The 16,257-nt window shown below is 38.6% G+C and carries 19 protein-coding genes; 3 read left to right on the top strand and 16 right to left on the bottom strand.

All coding sequences use genetic code 11. The features are described from left to right. Positions 1 to 42: 42 nt before the first annotated feature. From MWU78_RS13485 to MWU78_RS13455, 7 genes are all read right to left on the bottom strand, one after another. On the bottom strand, positions 43 to 1,413 hold the full coding sequence (locus MWU78_RS13485; protein WP_246998560.1) for an MBL fold metallo-hydrolase: 1,371 nt from the start codon (positions 1,411 to 1,413) through the stop codon (positions 43 to 45). A gap of 3 nt (positions 1,414 to 1,416) precedes the next feature. Beyond that, positions 1,417 to 2,262, bottom strand: coding sequence for an ATP cone domain-containing protein (locus MWU78_RS13480; protein ID WP_187584784.1), 846 nt, complete (start codon positions 2,260 to 2,262; stop codon positions 1,417 to 1,419). Between the two features lies 1 nt (position 2,263). Further along, positions 2,264 to 3,163: a mechanosensitive ion channel family protein gene (locus tag MWU78_RS13475; RefSeq protein WP_187584782.1), complete on the bottom strand. Its 900-nt coding sequence runs from the start codon at positions 3,161 to 3,163 to the stop codon at positions 2,264 to 2,266. A 71-nt stretch (positions 3,164 to 3,234) separates the two neighbouring features. After that, positions 3,235 to 3,648: a hypothetical protein gene (locus MWU78_RS13470; RefSeq protein ID WP_187584780.1), complete on the bottom strand. Its 414-nt coding sequence runs from the start codon at positions 3,646 to 3,648 to the stop codon at positions 3,235 to 3,237. A gap of 152 nt (positions 3,649 to 3,800) precedes the next feature. Further along, entirely contained in the window at positions 3,801 to 4,646 is an 846-nt protein-coding gene (locus tag MWU78_RS13465) for a universal stress protein (protein ID WP_246998558.1), read from the bottom strand. Positions 4,647 to 4,712: 66 nt separating this feature from the next. Then, a complete protein-coding gene (locus MWU78_RS13460) occupies positions 4,713 to 5,561 on the bottom strand; it encodes a universal stress protein (protein ID WP_246998556.1) in 849 nt (282 codons plus the stop codon). Positions 5,562 to 5,567: 6 nt separating this feature from the next. Further along, the gene (locus MWU78_RS13455; RefSeq protein ID WP_246998554.1) at positions 5,568 to 6,407 is read right to left on the bottom strand and encodes a universal stress protein; all 840 of its coding nucleotides are present in this window, start codon (positions 6,405 to 6,407) and stop codon (positions 5,568 to 5,570) included. Here MWU78_RS13455 and MWU78_RS22430 point away from each other — a divergent pair. Both MWU78_RS22430 and trxA read left to right on the top strand, forming a co-directional pair. Then, positions 6,406 to 6,534 (top strand): hypothetical protein, encoded by a 129-nt coding sequence (locus MWU78_RS22430; RefSeq protein WP_281503844.1) that lies wholly within the window; start codon positions 6,406 to 6,408, stop codon positions 6,532 to 6,534. The genes MWU78_RS13455 and MWU78_RS22430 overlap by 2 nt on opposite strands. Beyond that, positions 6,524 to 6,823 carry a thioredoxin gene (gene trxA / locus MWU78_RS13450; RefSeq protein WP_246998551.1) on the top strand — a complete coding sequence of 100 codons (300 nt, stop codon included), beginning with the start codon at positions 6,524 to 6,526 and terminating at the stop codon, positions 6,821 to 6,823. Before MWU78_RS22430 ends, trxA begins: the two co-directional genes overlap by 11 nt. Before the next feature lie 23 nt (positions 6,824 to 6,846). On the opposite strand, the gene MWU78_RS13445 is transcribed toward trxA, so the two are convergent. The 8 genes from MWU78_RS13445 to MWU78_RS13410 form a co-directional block, all read right to left on the bottom strand. Continuing rightward, the gene (locus MWU78_RS13445) at positions 6,847 to 7,686 is read right to left on the bottom strand and encodes a universal stress protein (protein ID WP_187584770.1); all 840 of its coding nucleotides are present in this window, start codon (positions 7,684 to 7,686) and stop codon (positions 6,847 to 6,849) included. Between the two features lie 110 nt (positions 7,687 to 7,796). After that, on the bottom strand, positions 7,797 to 8,657 hold the full coding sequence (locus MWU78_RS13440) for a universal stress protein (protein ID WP_246998549.1): 861 nt from the start codon (positions 8,655 to 8,657) through the stop codon (positions 7,797 to 7,799). A 28-nt stretch (positions 8,658 to 8,685) separates the two neighbouring features. Then, positions 8,686 to 9,543, bottom strand: coding sequence for a universal stress protein (locus MWU78_RS13435; protein WP_246998547.1), 858 nt, complete (start codon positions 9,541 to 9,543; stop codon positions 8,686 to 8,688). Then, a complete protein-coding gene (locus MWU78_RS13430) occupies positions 9,540 to 10,409 on the bottom strand; it encodes a universal stress protein (protein ID WP_246998545.1) in 870 nt (289 codons plus the stop codon). The genes MWU78_RS13435 and MWU78_RS13430 overlap by 4 nt, the downstream gene beginning before the upstream one ends. Before the next feature lie 17 nt (positions 10,410 to 10,426). Beyond that, a complete protein-coding gene (locus MWU78_RS13425) occupies positions 10,427 to 11,272 on the bottom strand; it encodes a universal stress protein (protein WP_246998543.1) in 846 nt (281 codons plus the stop codon). A 76-nt stretch (positions 11,273 to 11,348) separates the two neighbouring features. Beyond that, positions 11,349 to 12,203, bottom strand: coding sequence for a universal stress protein (locus MWU78_RS13420; RefSeq protein WP_246998541.1), 855 nt, complete (start codon positions 12,201 to 12,203; stop codon positions 11,349 to 11,351). A gap of 106 nt (positions 12,204 to 12,309) precedes the next feature. After that, entirely contained in the window at positions 12,310 to 13,362 is a 1,053-nt protein-coding gene (locus MWU78_RS13415) for a response regulator (RefSeq protein ID WP_246998539.1), read from the bottom strand. Positions 13,363 to 13,369: 7 nt separating this feature from the next. Continuing rightward, positions 13,370 to 14,881: a PAS domain-containing sensor histidine kinase gene (locus MWU78_RS13410; protein ID WP_246998537.1), complete on the bottom strand. Its 1,512-nt coding sequence runs from the start codon at positions 14,879 to 14,881 to the stop codon at positions 13,370 to 13,372. Between the two features lie 92 nt (positions 14,882 to 14,973). Here MWU78_RS13410 and MWU78_RS13405 point away from each other — a divergent pair, with 92 nt between their 5' ends. Further along, positions 14,974 to 15,375 (top strand): hypothetical protein, encoded by a 402-nt coding sequence (locus MWU78_RS13405; protein ID WP_187584754.1) that lies wholly within the window; start codon positions 14,974 to 14,976, stop codon positions 15,373 to 15,375. 37 nt (positions 15,376 to 15,412) lie between these two features. On the opposite strand, the gene MWU78_RS13400 is transcribed toward MWU78_RS13405, so the two are convergent. Then, positions 15,413 to 16,237, bottom strand: a complete 825-nt coding sequence (locus MWU78_RS13400) for a universal stress protein (RefSeq protein ID WP_246998535.1) — start codon at positions 16,235 to 16,237, stop codon at positions 15,413 to 15,415. Positions 16,238 to 16,257: the final 20 nt, after the last annotated feature.

Here is a 16,257-nt window from a genome sequence, read left to right as displayed (position 1 = left end):
TAACTTCTTAATTCCCTCACAATGAGATTTGTCATCTCTGTTTTAGATTAAAATTCCCCGTACTTCGTTCAGTTTGGGGATGTGTACCTTCCAACCATAAACATCCTTTATTTTAACACTAAACGCATCCAGGGAAGTAGGTTCGCCATGGATAAGGAATACAGTTTCCGGAATGTTATCCACATCCTTCATCCAATCCAGTAACTCGCTCTGGTCGGCATGGGCCGAAAGGCTTTCCAAATGATGTATTTTAGCCTTAACCGGATGGTATTTTCCGAATAATTTAAGCTCATGGGCACCTTCCAATAGTTGTCGCCCACGGGTACCTTCAGCCTGGAAGCCAACCAACAAAACCGATGTTGATGCCACATCGATCAGCTGTTTTAGATAGGTGAGTACCCTGCCACCGGTAACCATGCCGCTACTGGCAATTACAATTTTAGGTCTGGGGTCGTCAATTGTCTTCCAGGTGTCGGCATAGGATGTTATAATATTAAAATGATTGCACATGGCATGGTACTCGTTCATGGGTAGCTTATGCCAATGTGGAAATTGTTCAAAAATAGATAGCACATTATTGCCCATAGGACTATCTATAAAAACGGGAATATTGGGTATTTTGTTTTTTTTGTACATCTGCCAAAGGAGATACATTAAAGATTGCAAACGCTCCACAGCGAAGGATGGGATTATTAGATTACCCCTTTCATGAATGGTTGTTTTAATAAGACCACTAAGTATGCTTTCCACATCTTCCTTGGGATGTAATTTATTGCCATAGGTGCTTTCTACAAATAGATAATCGGCGTACTTTGGACGCATTGGAGCGTCTAGTAGATCATCATGCAGTCTGCCAATGTCGCCTGAAAAAACAAATAACTTCCCATAAATTTCCAATTCAATAAAGGTAGCGCCAATGATGTGGCCATTATATCTGTATTTGAAGCGAATGTGTTCCGATAGGGTTATCCATTCATCCTTCTCCTTGGATTGAAACAAATCCAAAGTGCGCTCGGCTTCTTTTATCGTATAAAAAGGCAATGCTGGGTTATGCTTGCTATATCCTTCCTTATTGGCTTGCTCGGCTTCTTCTTCATGTATCTTGGCACTGTCCAAAAGTATAATCCTGGTTACGGCCAATGTAGGTGCAGTTCCTATAATTTTTCCTTTAAACCCTTCCTTTAATAATCTTGGTAAGTATCCTGTATGGTCCAGATGTCCGTGGGTCAATAGGACCATATCTATTTTAGAGGCATCTATGGGCAGGGTAGACCAATTAAGTTGTCTAAGTTCTTTTAGACCCTGGAACATTCCGCAGTCGATCATAAGATTCAATTCAGGGGTTTCCAGATAAAATTTGGAGCCAGTTACGGTTCCGGAAGCACCGAGGAAATGTATTTTGATACTGTTCAAGTTCTAATTATTACAGAGTTGTTTTATTTCTTCCAAGATTTTCACTTTTCTAGTATTGGAAATTCCCAAGTGATCCAAAAAGAATTTATCCGTCAAAAGTTGCCTGCAAAGCACAATATCCCTACTCAGTAAAAACTGTTTTTCTCTATTGCTTAGGAGGGTGGACACAGTTATCGGGTAAAGCCCCAAACGATCTATGCGGTCCTTTAATCCATCATTAAAAGGAAAGTCCCAACTTAAAAGATACAACCCCGCGCATTTGCCATAGGCAATTGCATCTTTGGTAAAACGTGTATTGGTTACTACCCAACCTTTATCCAGTTGCCTATTGTCTTTTTTCTTGGTGGCCCAATACGCTTTTACATCGTTATATCTGGAGTGTATATATAAGGGGATTTTAACGTTGCAGTTACGCCCCTCTTCGGAATGGAATTTACATTCAATAACGGTGACGGTTCCATTTTTTTCGGCTACTACATCAATTTCATGCGTAACACAGATGCCGTTCATAATTTCATCCACTCGGGTAAGGTAACCTGAATATTCCAGGATGGCAGCCACAAAACGTTCGAATGGAAATCCAGTGGGACCCAATTCGTATAGGGCTTTTTTTAATTTGTATTTTGAGGCAAATACCGATTTATTTTTTTTCAAAAGGGCAAAGGCTCTATTATAAATTTCGTTGGTAGAGATACCCTCATAAAGTTCATTCTTGACTTGGCCAACAATGTGTTCTACCAAATTGTGGTCGGCACCACTTTTTTTAAGGGAATTGCGAAGTTTATCCAAAGAAAATTTTGCTCGTTCTCCAGAGGTCTTTAGGATTTCAATGTCCAATTCTTTTTCCATATCATTGCTTTAGATGTATATCCAATTCCGGTATTTTAAGAAGTTGCAAGGTGGTGGAGGCTAGATTCACCTTCCCATCTGTGGCCATAAGGGCTAGCACTATTTGCTCGAACAACTCATGTTTTGTAATCCGCCGTAATTTGTAATCGGTTATATATCTTAAATTTATAGCTATCCAGTTGTCTGTAGGACTAATGGCCAAGGTAGGGGCTATTTTGGCATTTTCTATATAATAGTGTTCCACCATTTCCTCCCATTTTGCCAAGGATTTCTCGGTATAGTCAGAAAGGAATTCCGTGGCCTTTTCCAGTACTATTTTTTTTGCCAGAGCAACATCTGAATCATAGGTTACGAGTATATTGAGTTCATCCCAAACAAAGGGGAAGTCCATGGAGTAGTTCTTAATAGGACCTTTGAATACAAAGGCATTACTGATCTTGACTATCCTACCCGAGTAATTGTCACTGCTGACCCATTCACCAATTTCCATTAAAGTAGTATATATACTATCAATGTCAATTACATCTCCTTTTATACCATTGATCTCTATACGGTCTCCTGGTTTATAGACCCTTACAAAAAAGATATAAAAAGATCCGGCTATACTCAATATCAACTCCTGCAAGGTAAATGTTATTCCTGCTGTGAATAGGCCAATGATAATGGTGTAATCCTTAATGTTTTCTACAGTAAAGGCCATTAGGATCAATAGCGCTATTAGTATATAACCAATGACTTCTACTCCTTTTTGCGCCTTATATCTAACGGAGACGTTCTCTATTCTTTTCTTTAGGATCTTCCGTAAAAAACCAATTGACAGCACAATGGCCAGTATCCACAATAAAAGTTTTGCAATCCGTAATACTACGGGGTCGTTAATAAAGTCCAAGGGACTGTTCATGGGCAATTGATTTTAATAGGACCGGTAAACCAAATATTGTTTTACCGGTCTTCCAATTAAAAATTATCGAACTATTTTTTCTGTCCGAAAAAGTCCCTAACCAAGGCTTTGGTCTGGTTCTCGGTCATGCTGTCGGCTTTGGTGACCGCTTTTAATTTATTTGCTAAGCCTTTATGGTTTTCCAACAGTTCTTTTCTAAACTTTTCATTGGTATCCGCCGGTCCAAATAGTGCAATGGCATCTGCATCACCTACAGCATCTACGAGTTTTTTGAAATACGTTTTTAGTTGAGCTTTTTCCCTTTCCAAATAGGTGCGTTCATGCTTAACATCCTGGGTCGCACCAGTTTTGACCCTAGGTCCCGATGTTCCTTTACGATTAAAAAATTCTACTTCCGAAAAAATGGTTTCCATGTTTTCGTCTTTGTTATCCAAACGGATGATATGGGCTTTTTCCTTATCCATCCATATTCCAATATTTTTCATCTGTTTATATTTATTTGTTATTAAGAGGTCAGATGCAATTATTCACAACCTTCTCTTTTGGTTTTATACTTTGTTCATGAATCTTGGAATTCGCCATTATACTTCTGGGTTAATATTGAGAACTAATGTGGCTCATTTCATAATTCAATGCTCTAGGATTCGTTTAAAGCCAAAATAGGAACTTTGGCATCATAGCCAATCTCCTTGACCAATGGCCTTGAAAATATGCTATTAAAGAGGAAATGCTTTTTGTTGATAAACGCAATCATGTCACTCTTTCTACTTTCTACAAAAGAAGTTATTCCTCGGGCTACGTTTTTATCAGTAAGGGTGTGGAAGCTATGGTCTACATTTTCCAGAATGTCGTCCAAGAGCTGTTTGTTGGCCTCTTGGCTCTCGTCCAAGGAAGTTTCCTTTTTAAAATGCAAAACGCTTATAGATGTTTGGTGCATCAAAGCAATCTCTATCAAATAATTTAATTCCTTACGCCTAAAGGTGGATTTATAATTGGTGGGGAAGACAATTTCCTTGGGAACCGAAAACCGTAGATCCTCAGGAATGGCCATTACTGGGCATTCCCTTATTTTCTCCATGGCATTCACAGTATTACTTCCAAAAATAATCCCTTTGGCACCAGTAGCTCCTTGGGTGCCCATGACCACAAGTTCTATATCTTTACTTGCTATGGTCTGTTTAATGGCCTCCGAAAGAAAATTGAAAGAAGAAATGGTGTGATAGCTATGTTTGGGATTATCGTGGTGAAGCTCCAGCATGTCCAATAGTTTGGCAAAACCTTCTTCCGATTTAGCTTTTGCTGCTTCAAATTCCGGGCTGCCAGGCTCTGGCATTATCAAGGTATTGGTAGTGTAATGATCCAACCGGAAAACGTTTAAAAAGTAGAATTCGCAGTTGAGCTTTGCATATAGATCCAAGGCATAGCGCGCGGCATTCAGTGCGTTCTTGGAGAAATCGGTAGGAATTAATATTCTTTTGTCCATAACAATTCTTCTTTAGATTGATGTACTAAATATAATGGGCTATAGTCACAGTTACTATGACAATCGTCATGCCAACGGTGGAAGGATTAAAAATGGAATATCGGAATACATACTTAGATCTTTCACTATAGGCTCTCGGGTAAGTTTTTCAAAAAGGCTCCTTTTTTCGTGCACCATGGCGTACATATCCACTTTCAGTTTTTCCAAAAAAACGTCTATAACCTTAGCCTTGTCGTCAAAGTTCCTTATCCATTGAAAAGAATGTCCTAGGGAGCTTAGAGCTTCTTCCAATTGCTTTCTGTTCGCTTCTTGGGTCGTGTTCAAAATATGTTGTTCATGTACGTGCACAACCCTAATGGAGGCCTTGGATAAAGAGGAAATGTACAAAAGAGGGGCAAGTGTTTTTTGATCACAATTCTTTCTCAGGTCGGTAACAAAGGCTATTTCCTTTGGTGGGTGAAAATCCATTTCACCCGGTATGGCCAACAATGGGCATTCTTTTATGTTATTGGCTACCTTTATGGAATTGCTCCCAAAGAATATGTCGGCAGTCTCTGTCAGCCCTTTATTCCCCATGGTTATTAAATCAATACTAAGTTCTTTGACCTTTTGCTCTATAATATCGACCAAATCACCTTTTAGGGAAATAGTATTGAAGGTGTGAAGCGGATTCTCGTTATCCAAGACTATTTTGTGCTTAATATGGGTGATTTTTTCCTGGGATTCAGTTTCCAATTGTTTCAAATATTTTTTAATCCCCAAGACCGGAAGTGTTTTGCCTGAAGAAATGGTGAGCTCGGAATAGGTGTTCAGAATGTGAAATGTACAGGACTGGGAGGCCAAAAGTTTTGTTGCATAGAAAAGGGCGCAATACGCATTATTGGAAAAATCTGTCGCTACAAGTATATTTTTCATTCTCCGTTATTTTAATTGTGGAATAACCATAAAAGGGATATTGACATGAAAACCTATTTTTTTAATTACAGGCTCAATAAATAGACGCTCAAAAAAGGTATGTTTGTTCTGAATCATGACCAAGAGGTTAATTTTTTCCTTGGCTTGGAAGGCATTGATGGCATTTATAATGTCATTGCTGGGCACATCGTGAAACAGCGCCCTTTTTTCTAAAATCTTTTCCAGTCCCTTTTTTTGTTTTTCTTGATCTTTAGTAAGCTTATATCCTGTGGATACATGCAGTACATTAATTTGGGATCCATGCTCCTCAGCGATATCTAAAAGAGGTGCTAGTAATTCTTTATTGTACCCTATTTCAAAATCTGTTGGAAATAATATTTCCAAGGGATTTTCGTACTCAAAATTTGGGGGTATAACTAGAACAGGGCAATTGGCTTTTTTTATAATGTGTACAGTATTCGTCCCAAAAAGGATTTCCTTAGCTCCTGTGGCACCTTTGGTCCCCATAACCACCAAATCTATACCTTCGGATTCAACTGTTTCCATAACCTCGTTCAAGAGGGTGTTAAATGAGGTTTGTACAGTAAAACTGTGCTTGGAATTATTGTGTTCCTTTTGAAGTCGATTTTTTAGTTTTTCCAGTTGTGTCATGGATGTTTCCTGCATTACATCGCCCAGACCTATAAGTCCCGGACTACCAACTAAATATTCCGCATTATACACTGGAGGCATATAGGTATGAATCAGGAAAAACCTGCAATTTATATTTTTGAAAAGGCTCAAAGCGTAACCTATGGCCTGAAAGGAATAGTCTGAAAAATCGGTAGGAAGCAAAATTCGTTTCATGATATTTTATAACTTTAGTGCCGTAAAACTAGATCAGAATAATTTTGAAAACCATGATATCGGTCAGTTCAGTATCTTCATTGTTTTGGTAATTTTACTTGGCAAAAAAAATAATTATGAAGAGTAGTTTTAGTAATATCATTAATTCAGATACCCCAGTTTTAGTTGATTTTCATGCCGATTGGTGCGGACCTTGTAAAATGCTGGCACCTATTTTGAAGGAGGTTAAGGACGAAATGGGCAACGCACTGAAAATTGTTAAGATAGATGTAGATAAGAATCAATCCTTGGCAAGTACTTATCAAGTTAAGGGAGTGCCTACCATGTTGCTGTTTAAAAATGGAAAACAGGTTTGGAGGCAGTCTGGAGTGCTACAAAAGAACGATATAATAAGTGTTGTTCGCCAGCATATTTAATTTTAAGTATCCCTGTATTATTTTTATTCGTGTACTATTAGAAATGGAATCTTGGTATGGTAACTTATCTTTTCTACCATTGGTTTAAAGAGGATGCGCTCTAGAAAGTTTAAGTTCTTGGCCACCATCACCAACATGTCCAGGTCCCTACTTTCTACAAAGGCTTGAACAGCATCATCCAGTTTTTTTTCTGTTAGAACATAAAAGGAGTGTTCGTTTTCCCTGAAATAGTTTTTTAAAAATTCCTTGTTATTCAGCTGCATTTCGTTAAGGTTTTCTCCTTTTTTGGCTACATAAAGGAACCGTAATGCGGAATTGTGCATTAAGGCAAGTTCCTTAATTTGGTCAAGAACCTTTATTTCATAGCTTAATTGGTAATCTGTAGGAAATCCTATTTCCCTTGGGGAAGTGTACTCGGCATCCTCGGGAACAGCCAGAACGGCACATCTTACTTTGGTGAGCACGTTACCTGTGTTGCTTCCCAAGGAAACAGCTTTTAGGCCGGTAGCTCCTTTAGTCCCCATAATGATCAGGTCGATATTTTTATCCTTGACCTCCTGCTTTATGTGATCGGTAAAAAATCCGTAGAGAGCTGTTGTTTTAAAGGTATGTTTGGTGTTAAGCGGCAAGCGTTCAACATCTTTAAGTAAATGTTCCAATTTTTCATTGCTTTCCTTTAAAATGGTTTCCTCAAGTAATTCTGGTGAAACATACATGGCAGCTTCTCCGCCGGAATTGTAGGAAATGGGATTGATATGAATTATATGAAAAGTGCATCTGGTTTTATGGTACAATGCAGTTCCATATTTAATGGCGTTCCAAGCATTGTCAGAAAAGTCCGTGGGTATCAATATATTCTTCATGACAGTTTATTGTTGGTTCAGTTCAATTAGTTAAAAGTAATCTCTCTGGGACTGTTCCCAAATGACAAATATCATATCGTCCTCAATTAGGGTATAATGCTATTCCGGGTCTAGGGTTCAATCAGGGGAAATATCAAAAAAGGTACTTCTGTGCTAAAGGCGACCCTCTTGATCACGTTTTCTTTTGTGAGTTTTTCAAAAAAACTATGCCAATAATTAACCATGGCGATCATACCTATGTTTTTATTGTCACGAGCATAGCTATTAATGGCACCGGAAATATTTGCATGTCCATTAACCTCTTCAAAACTGTATTTAATTCCATGAAACATTTCCGTTAAAAGATCTCTGGCTGTTTTTTGATGGGCCAGTAATTTTTTGCCCGTATCTATATGGACAATGACAATCTTGGAGTGCCATAATTTGGCCAAATTTATAAGTGGTACCAGTTCTACCTCACTGTAAATATGTTCAAAATTTGTGGCAAAGGCTATTTCATCCGGAATGTCAAAGTCATAATTTTCAGGTACGGCAATAATAGGGCAGAAGTCGATTTTTTGTATAACCTTTACTGTGTTACTACCCATAAAAACTTCTTTCAGTGCTGATGACCCTTTGGTTCCCATAAAAATGTAGTCAATTCCCTTATCTATTGAGGTTCTTCCAATGGCATTTACCAAAGAATCGGCTACACTTAATTCCTCGAAAGTGTGTAATTTATTTTTGTTGACCGACTCCAATTCGCTAACCAATGTTTTTACGTCTCTTTCCGATTCGTCCTTTATTGCCCTGAACAGGCGTGTATCTTTAGCTTTTCCCATGTTGCTGCTCAAGTTGGATGGGCCTACCTCGAACGCATGCAGAATATGGAAAACACATTCCACTTTTTCAAAGAGGTAAATGGCATAATCTATGGCGTTACGGGCATTGGCCAAAAAGTCTGTGGGTAACAGTATATGTTTTGCTTTCATCTTTAAATCTTTTAAAATAACATATGGTCTATTTTCGTAGGGATTGCTCGGGAAGAAACAATACCGGTACCTTGGAATGGAATGCTAATTTTTTAATAACAGGCTCTCCGATAATTCTTTCCCAAAAGCTGTGCTGGTACCTTAACACGGTTAGCAAGTCCGCACGGATTTCCGATATATACTGTTCCACACTTTGCTCTACGTTGGCTTCAAAAGCTATCTCGTGTAAGGAATAATCCGAACCCTCTAGCCGCTCTTCCAAAATTCCCATATTAGTTTTTTGGACATTGCTTAGTTTAAATTCAACTCCTACGTGTATTACCTTTATAGTAGCTTTCCAAAGTTTGGCCATTTCTGTCATAGGCAATAGCTCCAACTTTTTATACATTCTGGTATAATCCGTTGGAAAAACCACTGTCTTTAATTTTTGGAAGTTATAGTCTTTGGGAACCACCAAAACAGAATTATTTTTTAGTTGCTTTAGGACTTTTACCGTATTACTTCCCAAAAAGATTTCCTTGGCTCCAGTAGCGCCTTGGGTACCCATGACGATAAGGTCTACCTCCTCGGCGGTTGTCAATTCCTTAATGGATTTTTCCAAAGTGTCCGACTTGGAAATGGTTTCAAAGCTATGGTTGGCGTTGTTGTGGTTTTTATTGAGGTACTCCAATATCTTGTCCAGTTCCTGGGTCGAATACTTTTCCAAAGAATCATAAATGACTCCTAATCGTTGTTGACTTTTTTTTCCTAATATATTCATGGCTTTTGGTTCGTAGGCATGTAAAATGAGAAATTTACACTTTACGGAGGCATAGAGTTTTACAGCTGTAAATATGGCATTCCATGCATTATCGGAAAAATCGGTGGGCAACAGGATCTTTTTCATGTTTTGGACTTTTTAGGGAGGTCTTTCCAGGTCTCTGGTATTACCAAAAAGGGAATCCTGGAATGGTATCCTATGGAGTCCACCGTAGATTTGGTGATCAATCTTTCCAAAAATGAATGCTTCCGATTCATTATAGCCAAAAGTCCTATTCTATGTTTCTCCACATATTCATGTATGGCATTTGGCATTAATTCACCCTTGACCTGCTCAAAGGAATGGTCCGCGGTTTTAAGGAACACATCCAATGTTTTTTTATGAGCAATTTGTTCTTCACTCAATACATACTCTTCCTTGACATTTAGGACGATCAATTTGGCTTTTAACATCTTGGACATATTTGTGAGAAAGCCTAATGCTTCTTTGTCATAAGGCCTGATATAATCCGTGGGGAAAACAATGGTTTTGATTTCCTTATAGGTATAACCGCTTGGGATGGCCAATACTGGTATTTTTGCTTTTTTGATGACATGGACGGTACGGGTTCCTATAAATATTTCTTTGGCACCTGTAGCTCCTTGGGTTCCCATGGCAATCATGTCTATATGCTCTCGTTCGGTAACTTCTTGAATCTCATCGGTCAGAATATTAAAGGAGGACAGGGTCTTATACCGGTGATTTTTATTGGCATAATTATTTTTGATATCCGCTAGTGTTTTTTCCAAACCCGCTTGTGCCAGCTCAACGTCCTTATCGGGAATGGCACTATTTACGGGACCACCCATCATATAATCTACCCTATAAAAAGTTGGGGTATAGGTATGCAATATATAGAACAGACACTTTTCATTTTTGAAATAGTTGAGGGTATAGTCTATAGCGTTCCATGCATTTTCGGAAAAATCGGTGGGCAATAATATTTTTTTCATCCTTTCATCTTTTAAGTTTATCGGGGTAAATTTTGCATTACCAAAAAAGGAAGTTTCAGCCGTAGCCCAATTTCGTCTACTGTAGATCTGTAAAGCATGTCTTCTAGGAATGAATGACGTGAGTTTACCATGACCAATAGGTTGATGTTATTTTTTTTGATGTATTCCATAATCACCTCCGCTTTTTTCTTAGTGGGTCGTATTTCGAAAAACAGGAATGCGCTGGACAGAGCCTCCTTAAGAAAGCGCTGGTTATCTACCTGTCTATGGCTTAAATCCTCAAAGTCTGAAATGTAAAGGCAATGTATCTCTGATTTATATTCGGACGCCAAGGTGTCCAAAAGCTTCAATTCCCGACGCTTGTAGGGCAGCATGTAGTCTGTGGGAAACAGTATTTTCTTTGGTTGTTGGTACTTGTAATCAAGGGGAATAGCCAGTACAGGACATTGCACATATTTGAAAACCTGTACCGTATGGCTGCCGAAAGTAATTTTTTTGTCGGCCGTTTGTCCCTTTGTTCCCATAATCACAATGTCCACATTTAGTTCGTTAACACAATCGTTAACTGCATCTACCAGGGTTTCGAATGCCGAAAGTGTTTTGTAGGTGTGTTTCGGATTATGCTCTCTAAGGATGAGTTTTTGGGTTAGATCTTCTAAGGATTTATCCGTATTATTTTTAATGGCTTCCTTTTGCTGTTCAAAAGAGGTTTCGCCATTGGTCTTAAACGGGCCATAGACATCGTCGGCATAGGCATGTAGGAAGTAAAAATTGGTTCGTTCGCATTTATACAGATTCAAGGCATAATCAATAGCATGCATTGCACTGCTGGAAAAATCGGTAGGAATCAAAACGGTTTTCATAGGTTTTCTTTTGTATACCTACCAAATTTATTGGTTGCGGCATATAAAACCTATGATATTTATCAGTAGCTATTGGTCAAGATGTATACGTAGCTTGCTCGTGCAATACCAGCAACGGTACTCTGGTTTGGAAACTAATTTTTTTAATGGTATTGTCAAGAAACAGTTGTTGTAGAAAATTGAGGTTCTTGGCTACCATGATTACCATATCTATTTTTTTATGGATTACGAATCTCTCGATGGCATTTTTTGCCCTATTGTCCTCTAAGTTGTGAATACTATACGATTTGTCATGAAGTTCCAGTAAATAGTCCTGTAAATAAACCATGTTCTCATTTTGGGCCAGATTAAATTTCACATTGGGTTTGGTGACATTTACCACCTTTAAGTTGGCCTTGGAGGTACGGAGCATTTTTGAAATGGCTTCCAATATGGAGTGCGAATAGAAAATATTATAATCTGTAGGAAAGGCAATTTTCTTTGGTAAGGATGGTTCTGCCTTTTCAGGTATAACCAATAGATTGCAGTGTACTTTGGTCATGACATTTCCGGTATTGCTACCTAAAATGGTTTCTTTTAAACCTGAAGACCCTTTGGTTCCCATGACAATAAGATCTACCTTTTTATCCAATACGGTCTTGCGAATAATATCTACAAGGTTTCCATAATCTTGAAGTGCAATAAAATGATGATTTTTGCTGTCGGTAATGTTTTGGATACGGGCAAAGATGTCAGTTAGATTATCCTTGAGGGATTCATTGTCAGTTTTGGAAGGCATTATGAACGAATTGCTCTGCACACCGGATTGGCTTAAACGGCCTACATGGAGTACATAAAAATTACAGGGAACGCTCTTGAACAGCTCAATGGCATATTCAATTGCGGTCCAAGAATTATTGGAAAAGTCCGTGGGGAACAGTATATTTTTCATTCATTCGATTATCAACGATGCCACAAAATTACGGTTATGGCCAAAGTTGTAATATGATATTGGTCATCTTGAGTAAAAAAGATACTTCAAGGATTCAAAAATTATTCTAATTGATAAACTGCAAGGCCTTTAATTCCTTGATTCGTATATTTCTGCCCTCAATGTCGATCAAACCTTCCTTTTTAAACCCGGAGAGTGTACGTATTAGGCTTTCCGTAGCAATACCGGCTACACTGGCAAGATCATTTCGGGAAATTTTGATGGGATCCTCAGTTTTATTGTTCATGATTTCCGCAAATTGCAATAAGGTTTGAGCCGTTTTCTTACGAACCGAACTATAGGCCATTTGTAGCAATTGCTGTTTAATATCCTTTATATTTCCAGTAAGAAGTTCCATTAGTTCCATGGATATGTTGTGATTCTTTTCCAACACCTGCTTTAAATTTTCTTTGGAAATACCAGCCAGTTCCACATTTTCAATGGCCGTTGCCGATTCCTGATACGGAACATTATCTAGAAAAGAAGTAAATCCCAAAAAGTCGTCCGCCCTGTAAAGCGAGGTGATCAATTCCTTCCCATCCTCGTCCATGGTATGGCATTTTACCACTCCTTTTAAAATAAGGTATATTTTATGGCTATATGAACCTTCTTGATATATGGTGCCACCCTGCGCAATATTTACAGGTTCACCGTTATCGTCAAAAAAGTTCTTCAACTCGTTTAAAGTGCGTATTTGGTTGTCAGAGGCCAGTGGATTTAATGCGCCCTCTTGCGACATCCTCCCCAGAAGCTCCACTTTCGCCAAACGGCTTTCAATGGCGCTTATTAAATCCTCTTCTTCAAAAGGTTTGGTAAGGTAGTCGTCCGCACCCAGATCCATTCCTTTTCGTATTTCTTTGTGTTCCGTTTTGGCAGACAGAAATATAAAGGGAATTAGCCTAGTCTTTTCATCGGAGGACAGATCTTTTAAGACCCCATAACCATCCAACTCTGGCATCATAATATCACAGACAATGATATCCGGTATTATTTCCTTGGCCATTTTAATGCCAACTTTTCCGTTAGGTGCCGTTGTCACGGAATAACCTGAAAGTTCCAATAGCTCTTCGGTGTTCTCGCGTAAGGCCCTATCGTCCTCGATCAATAAAATAGTCTTCATTGTTCTCTTAATTTATGTTTTCCAGGGGGATAACTATTGTAAAAATAGATCCTTTGTTTTCTTCACTGCTAAATTCAATAGTGGAGCCAAGATTCTCCAAATGTTGTTTGGCAATGTTAAGGCCAATGCCAGTACCTTGGTTCAACAAGGCATTTTCTGCCCTAAAATAACGATTGAAAATATATTTTTGTTCTTTGATAGGAATCCCAATACCACGATCAACGACCTGTATTAGTATATTACCGGCTCCATTGCTCACCACCAGATCAATGGTCGTGTCCTCTGGGGAATATTTAATGGCGTTGTGAATTAGGTTGGACAAGGCGAGTTCCAAGGTTCTTTCATCAAATCTGATGAAAATATCATCTATATTCTCGGGGTATGTGATTTGCTGTCCCGATTTAAGCAGCATATTGGCCCCGTAAACCACTTCGTTTATAACTTTGCTTAGAGGGAAGTCCTCGATGTTATAATTTACCTTACCGGAATCCAAACGCTCTACCGAAAGAAAATCGGTTAGAATGGTATCCAAGTACCGCACTTTGTTCTTTATAGTATCTACATGTTTGTCCCGTTTTTCCTGTTGGTGGCCCTCAGTGTATTTGGCCAATAAAGTTATAGAGGTCAGAATACTGCTCAAAGGGGTCTTAAATTCATGGGAAACCAAGGACAGAAAACGTGTTTTTAATTCGTTCAGTTCTTTCTCCTTGGCGAGGGCTTCCGTGAGTTGTTTGGTACGTTCCTGAACCTTTTTCTCTAGTTTTTCCGTGTAATTTTTTCGTTCTGTTATATCGAGTATTATGGCAACAAAAACCTGCTCTTCTCCAAGAATTGATAGTTGAATATGCACCTCTACGGGATAAATAGATCCGTCCTTTCTTTTGTGGTCGGTTTCAAACTTAACCTTATCCCTTTCTCCCCTCAACAAGGGGTCTATAAGTAGCTTAAATTGCGGTGCATCCATATGGGGTTTAATGTCCAATGGAGTCAGGGCCTTAAATTCCTCTAGGTCATAGCCCATATTCCGCTGAGCTTCCTTGTTGACATTTAAAAAATGTAATGAGATAGCATGGAACACGTAGATTTCATTCAGTGATTCATCAAATATCCTGGCCCAATGGCTAAGTTCCTTTTCCTTGATCTTACGTTCCGTAATATCAATAACAAGGGCCATAACATAGGTCTCGTCATATAGTTTAAATGGATTAAGCCCTGCTTCGACCGGAAATTCATCTCCATTTTTACGAACTCCATGTAGGTCCCTTCCCTGGCCCATTTGCCGTCGTTCGCTTTTTTCAATAAAGTGTTCCACGTTTTGACCGTGGTTATGATGGTACCTTCGCGGTATCAGGGTCTCCAAGGGTTTTCCCAGAAGTTCACCCTTTTTGTAACCAAACATTCGGCCCGCCGAGGAATTGGTAGCGACTATTAGCTGTTCAGTATTAACAACTATAATCCCTTCGGATACACCTTCAGAAAGAAGATTGAATATTTCACTGTTTTTTTGAAAGGACTGCATTATCCAAAGATAAAATTTTAAAACTGATTATTGTCATAGAAAATAACTACGTCATTCTCTATTTTTAAATTATTCACTTCAATCATTTAAAAATGGAAAATATAAAGAAAGTTGGTAAGAAGTTCTATGAGAATTTAGGAAAGTTGTTCTACGCTGTAGCAATGGCAGACACACGTATACATAGGCAGGAAATTGACAAGTTAAGGGCCTTTATTCGAAAATATTGGTTGGAGGTTGATGAATTGGAGGATGAATACGGTACCGATGCCGCCTTTCAGATAGAATCGGTGTTCGATTGGTTAGTGGACAATGAAAGGGATGGGGATGAATGCTTCGAGGAATTTAGGGAGTTTTATAAGGACAATGCCAGCATATTTAGCCCATTCATTAAGGTGTTGATTATGGATACGGCTAACGCCATTTCCAATAGTTTTGCTGGAAAAAATAAAGCGGAATTGGTACTGTTGGGAAAATTGGAAATATTACTAAAGTAACAATACTGGGTTACTGGAAGGCAATTCCCATATATAATCAGATCTTAAGCGTCATCACAGGTAACTTGGCATGGTTGGCAATATCCTCGCCGATACTTCCGAGTAGGAAATGTGCAAGACCTTTTCTGCCATGTGTAGGTAGGGCCAATAAATCAAATTTTTCCGTCTTGGTGAAATTTAGCAAACCGTTTTCCACAGTATAATCGTTGTAAATTTCCACTTTATAGTTGGTCTCCTGGGCCTTCGACATAAAATCTGCTATACGTTTCTCGGCTTCCGGGGTACTTAAGAAATCCTCAAAAGGGGTGTTGATGTATACCAATTTAAGTTTGGCGGAAAATTTTTGAGCCATGGACTTAACCTTTCTATAGGGCAAAACCATATCCTCCGTAAAACTGCATCCAAAAAGGATGTTCTTAATTCTAAAATCTGAATTTTGCTGCTTAATAATCAAAACGGGGACTTCGGAAGTACGCACTACCTTTTCTGCATTGGAACCTATAAAAATCTCGTTGAAACCTGTGCTACCGTGGGAGCCCATTACAATTAAATCTATATTTTGTTCCTTGGCTACATGATTAAGTTCACTAAATACCTTATAGTTCTGCACTATTTTATGTATCACAATACCCTTTAAATAAGGCTTGTCCAAGAAACTTTTAAATCTTTGCTTGGCTAGTCCCATAAAGTATTTGGCCTCCTCATACTCTAAAAATTCCTCCTCGGCAATAACCGCCTCCGAAATTCCAATCATATGAATAACTGTAATATCGGCCTTCTGCTGCCTTGCAATGCCTGCAGCAACCTCCAACGCATAGGCGGAATGTTTGGAAAAATCTACAGGGACCAATATGTGCTTCATCTTAGTGTACTTTAAAGATT

It is taken from the genome of Arenibacter sp. F26102 (genome assembly GCF_023015865.1).
Lineage (GTDB): Bacteria > Bacteroidota > Bacteroidia > Flavobacteriales > Flavobacteriaceae > Arenibacter.
This window is presented reverse-complemented; position numbering and strand designations above follow the sequence as displayed.

What these genes read in the sequence shown, in the direction of transcription:
- MWU78_RS13480 (WP_187584784.1), bottom strand. Translation starts at nt 2,262, where the DNA reads ATGGAAAAAGAATTGGACATTGAAATCCTAAAGACCTCTGGAGAACGA.
- MWU78_RS13475 (WP_187584782.1), bottom strand. Translation starts at nt 3,163, where the DNA reads ATGAACAGTCCCTTGGACTTTATTAACGACCCCGTAGTATTACGGATT.
- MWU78_RS13470 (WP_187584780.1), bottom strand. Translation starts at nt 3,648, where the DNA reads ATGAAAAATATTGGAATATGGATGGATAAGGAAAAAGCCCATATCATC.
- MWU78_RS13465 (WP_246998558.1), bottom strand. Translation starts at nt 4,646, where the DNA reads ATGGACAAAAGAATATTAATTCCTACCGATTTCTCCAAGAACGCACTG.
- MWU78_RS13460 (WP_246998556.1), bottom strand. Translation starts at nt 5,561, where the DNA reads ATGAAAAATATACTTGTAGCGACAGATTTTTCCAATAATGCGTATTGC.
- MWU78_RS22430 (WP_281503844.1), top strand. Translation starts at nt 6,406, where the DNA reads ATGATATTTTATAACTTTAGTGCCGTAAAACTAGATCAGAATAATTTT.
- MWU78_RS13455 (WP_246998554.1), bottom strand. Translation starts at nt 6,407, where the DNA reads ATGAAACGAATTTTGCTTCCTACCGATTTTTCAGACTATTCCTTTCAG.
- trxA (WP_246998551.1), top strand. Translation starts at nt 6,524, where the DNA reads ATGAAGAGTAGTTTTAGTAATATCATTAATTCAGATACCCCAGTTTTA.
- MWU78_RS13445 (WP_187584770.1), bottom strand. Translation starts at nt 7,686, where the DNA reads ATGAAGAATATATTGATACCCACGGACTTTTCTGACAATGCTTGGAAC.
- MWU78_RS13440 (WP_246998549.1), bottom strand. Translation starts at nt 8,657, where the DNA reads ATGAAAGCAAAACATATACTGTTACCCACAGACTTTTTGGCCAATGCC.
- MWU78_RS13435 (WP_246998547.1), bottom strand. Translation starts at nt 9,543, where the DNA reads ATGAAAAAGATCCTGTTGCCCACCGATTTTTCCGATAATGCATGGAAT.
- MWU78_RS13430 (WP_246998545.1), bottom strand. Translation starts at nt 10,409, where the DNA reads ATGAAAAAAATATTATTGCCCACCGATTTTTCCGAAAATGCATGGAAC.
- MWU78_RS13425 (WP_246998543.1), bottom strand. Translation starts at nt 11,272, where the DNA reads ATGAAAACCGTTTTGATTCCTACCGATTTTTCCAGCAGTGCAATGCAT.
- MWU78_RS13420 (WP_246998541.1), bottom strand. Translation starts at nt 12,203, where the DNA reads ATGAAAAATATACTGTTCCCCACGGACTTTTCCAATAATTCTTGGACC.
- MWU78_RS13415 (WP_246998539.1), bottom strand. Translation starts at nt 13,362, where the DNA reads ATGAAGACTATTTTATTGATCGAGGACGATAGGGCCTTACGCGAGAAC.
- MWU78_RS13410 (WP_246998537.1), bottom strand. Translation starts at nt 14,881, where the DNA reads ATGCAGTCCTTTCAAAAAAACAGTGAAATATTCAATCTTCTTTCTGAA.
- MWU78_RS13405 (WP_187584754.1), top strand. Translation starts at nt 14,974, where the DNA reads ATGGAAAATATAAAGAAAGTTGGTAAGAAGTTCTATGAGAATTTAGGA.
- MWU78_RS13400 (WP_246998535.1), bottom strand. Translation starts at nt 16,237, where the DNA reads ATGAAGCACATATTGGTCCCTGTAGATTTTTCCAAACATTCCGCCTAT.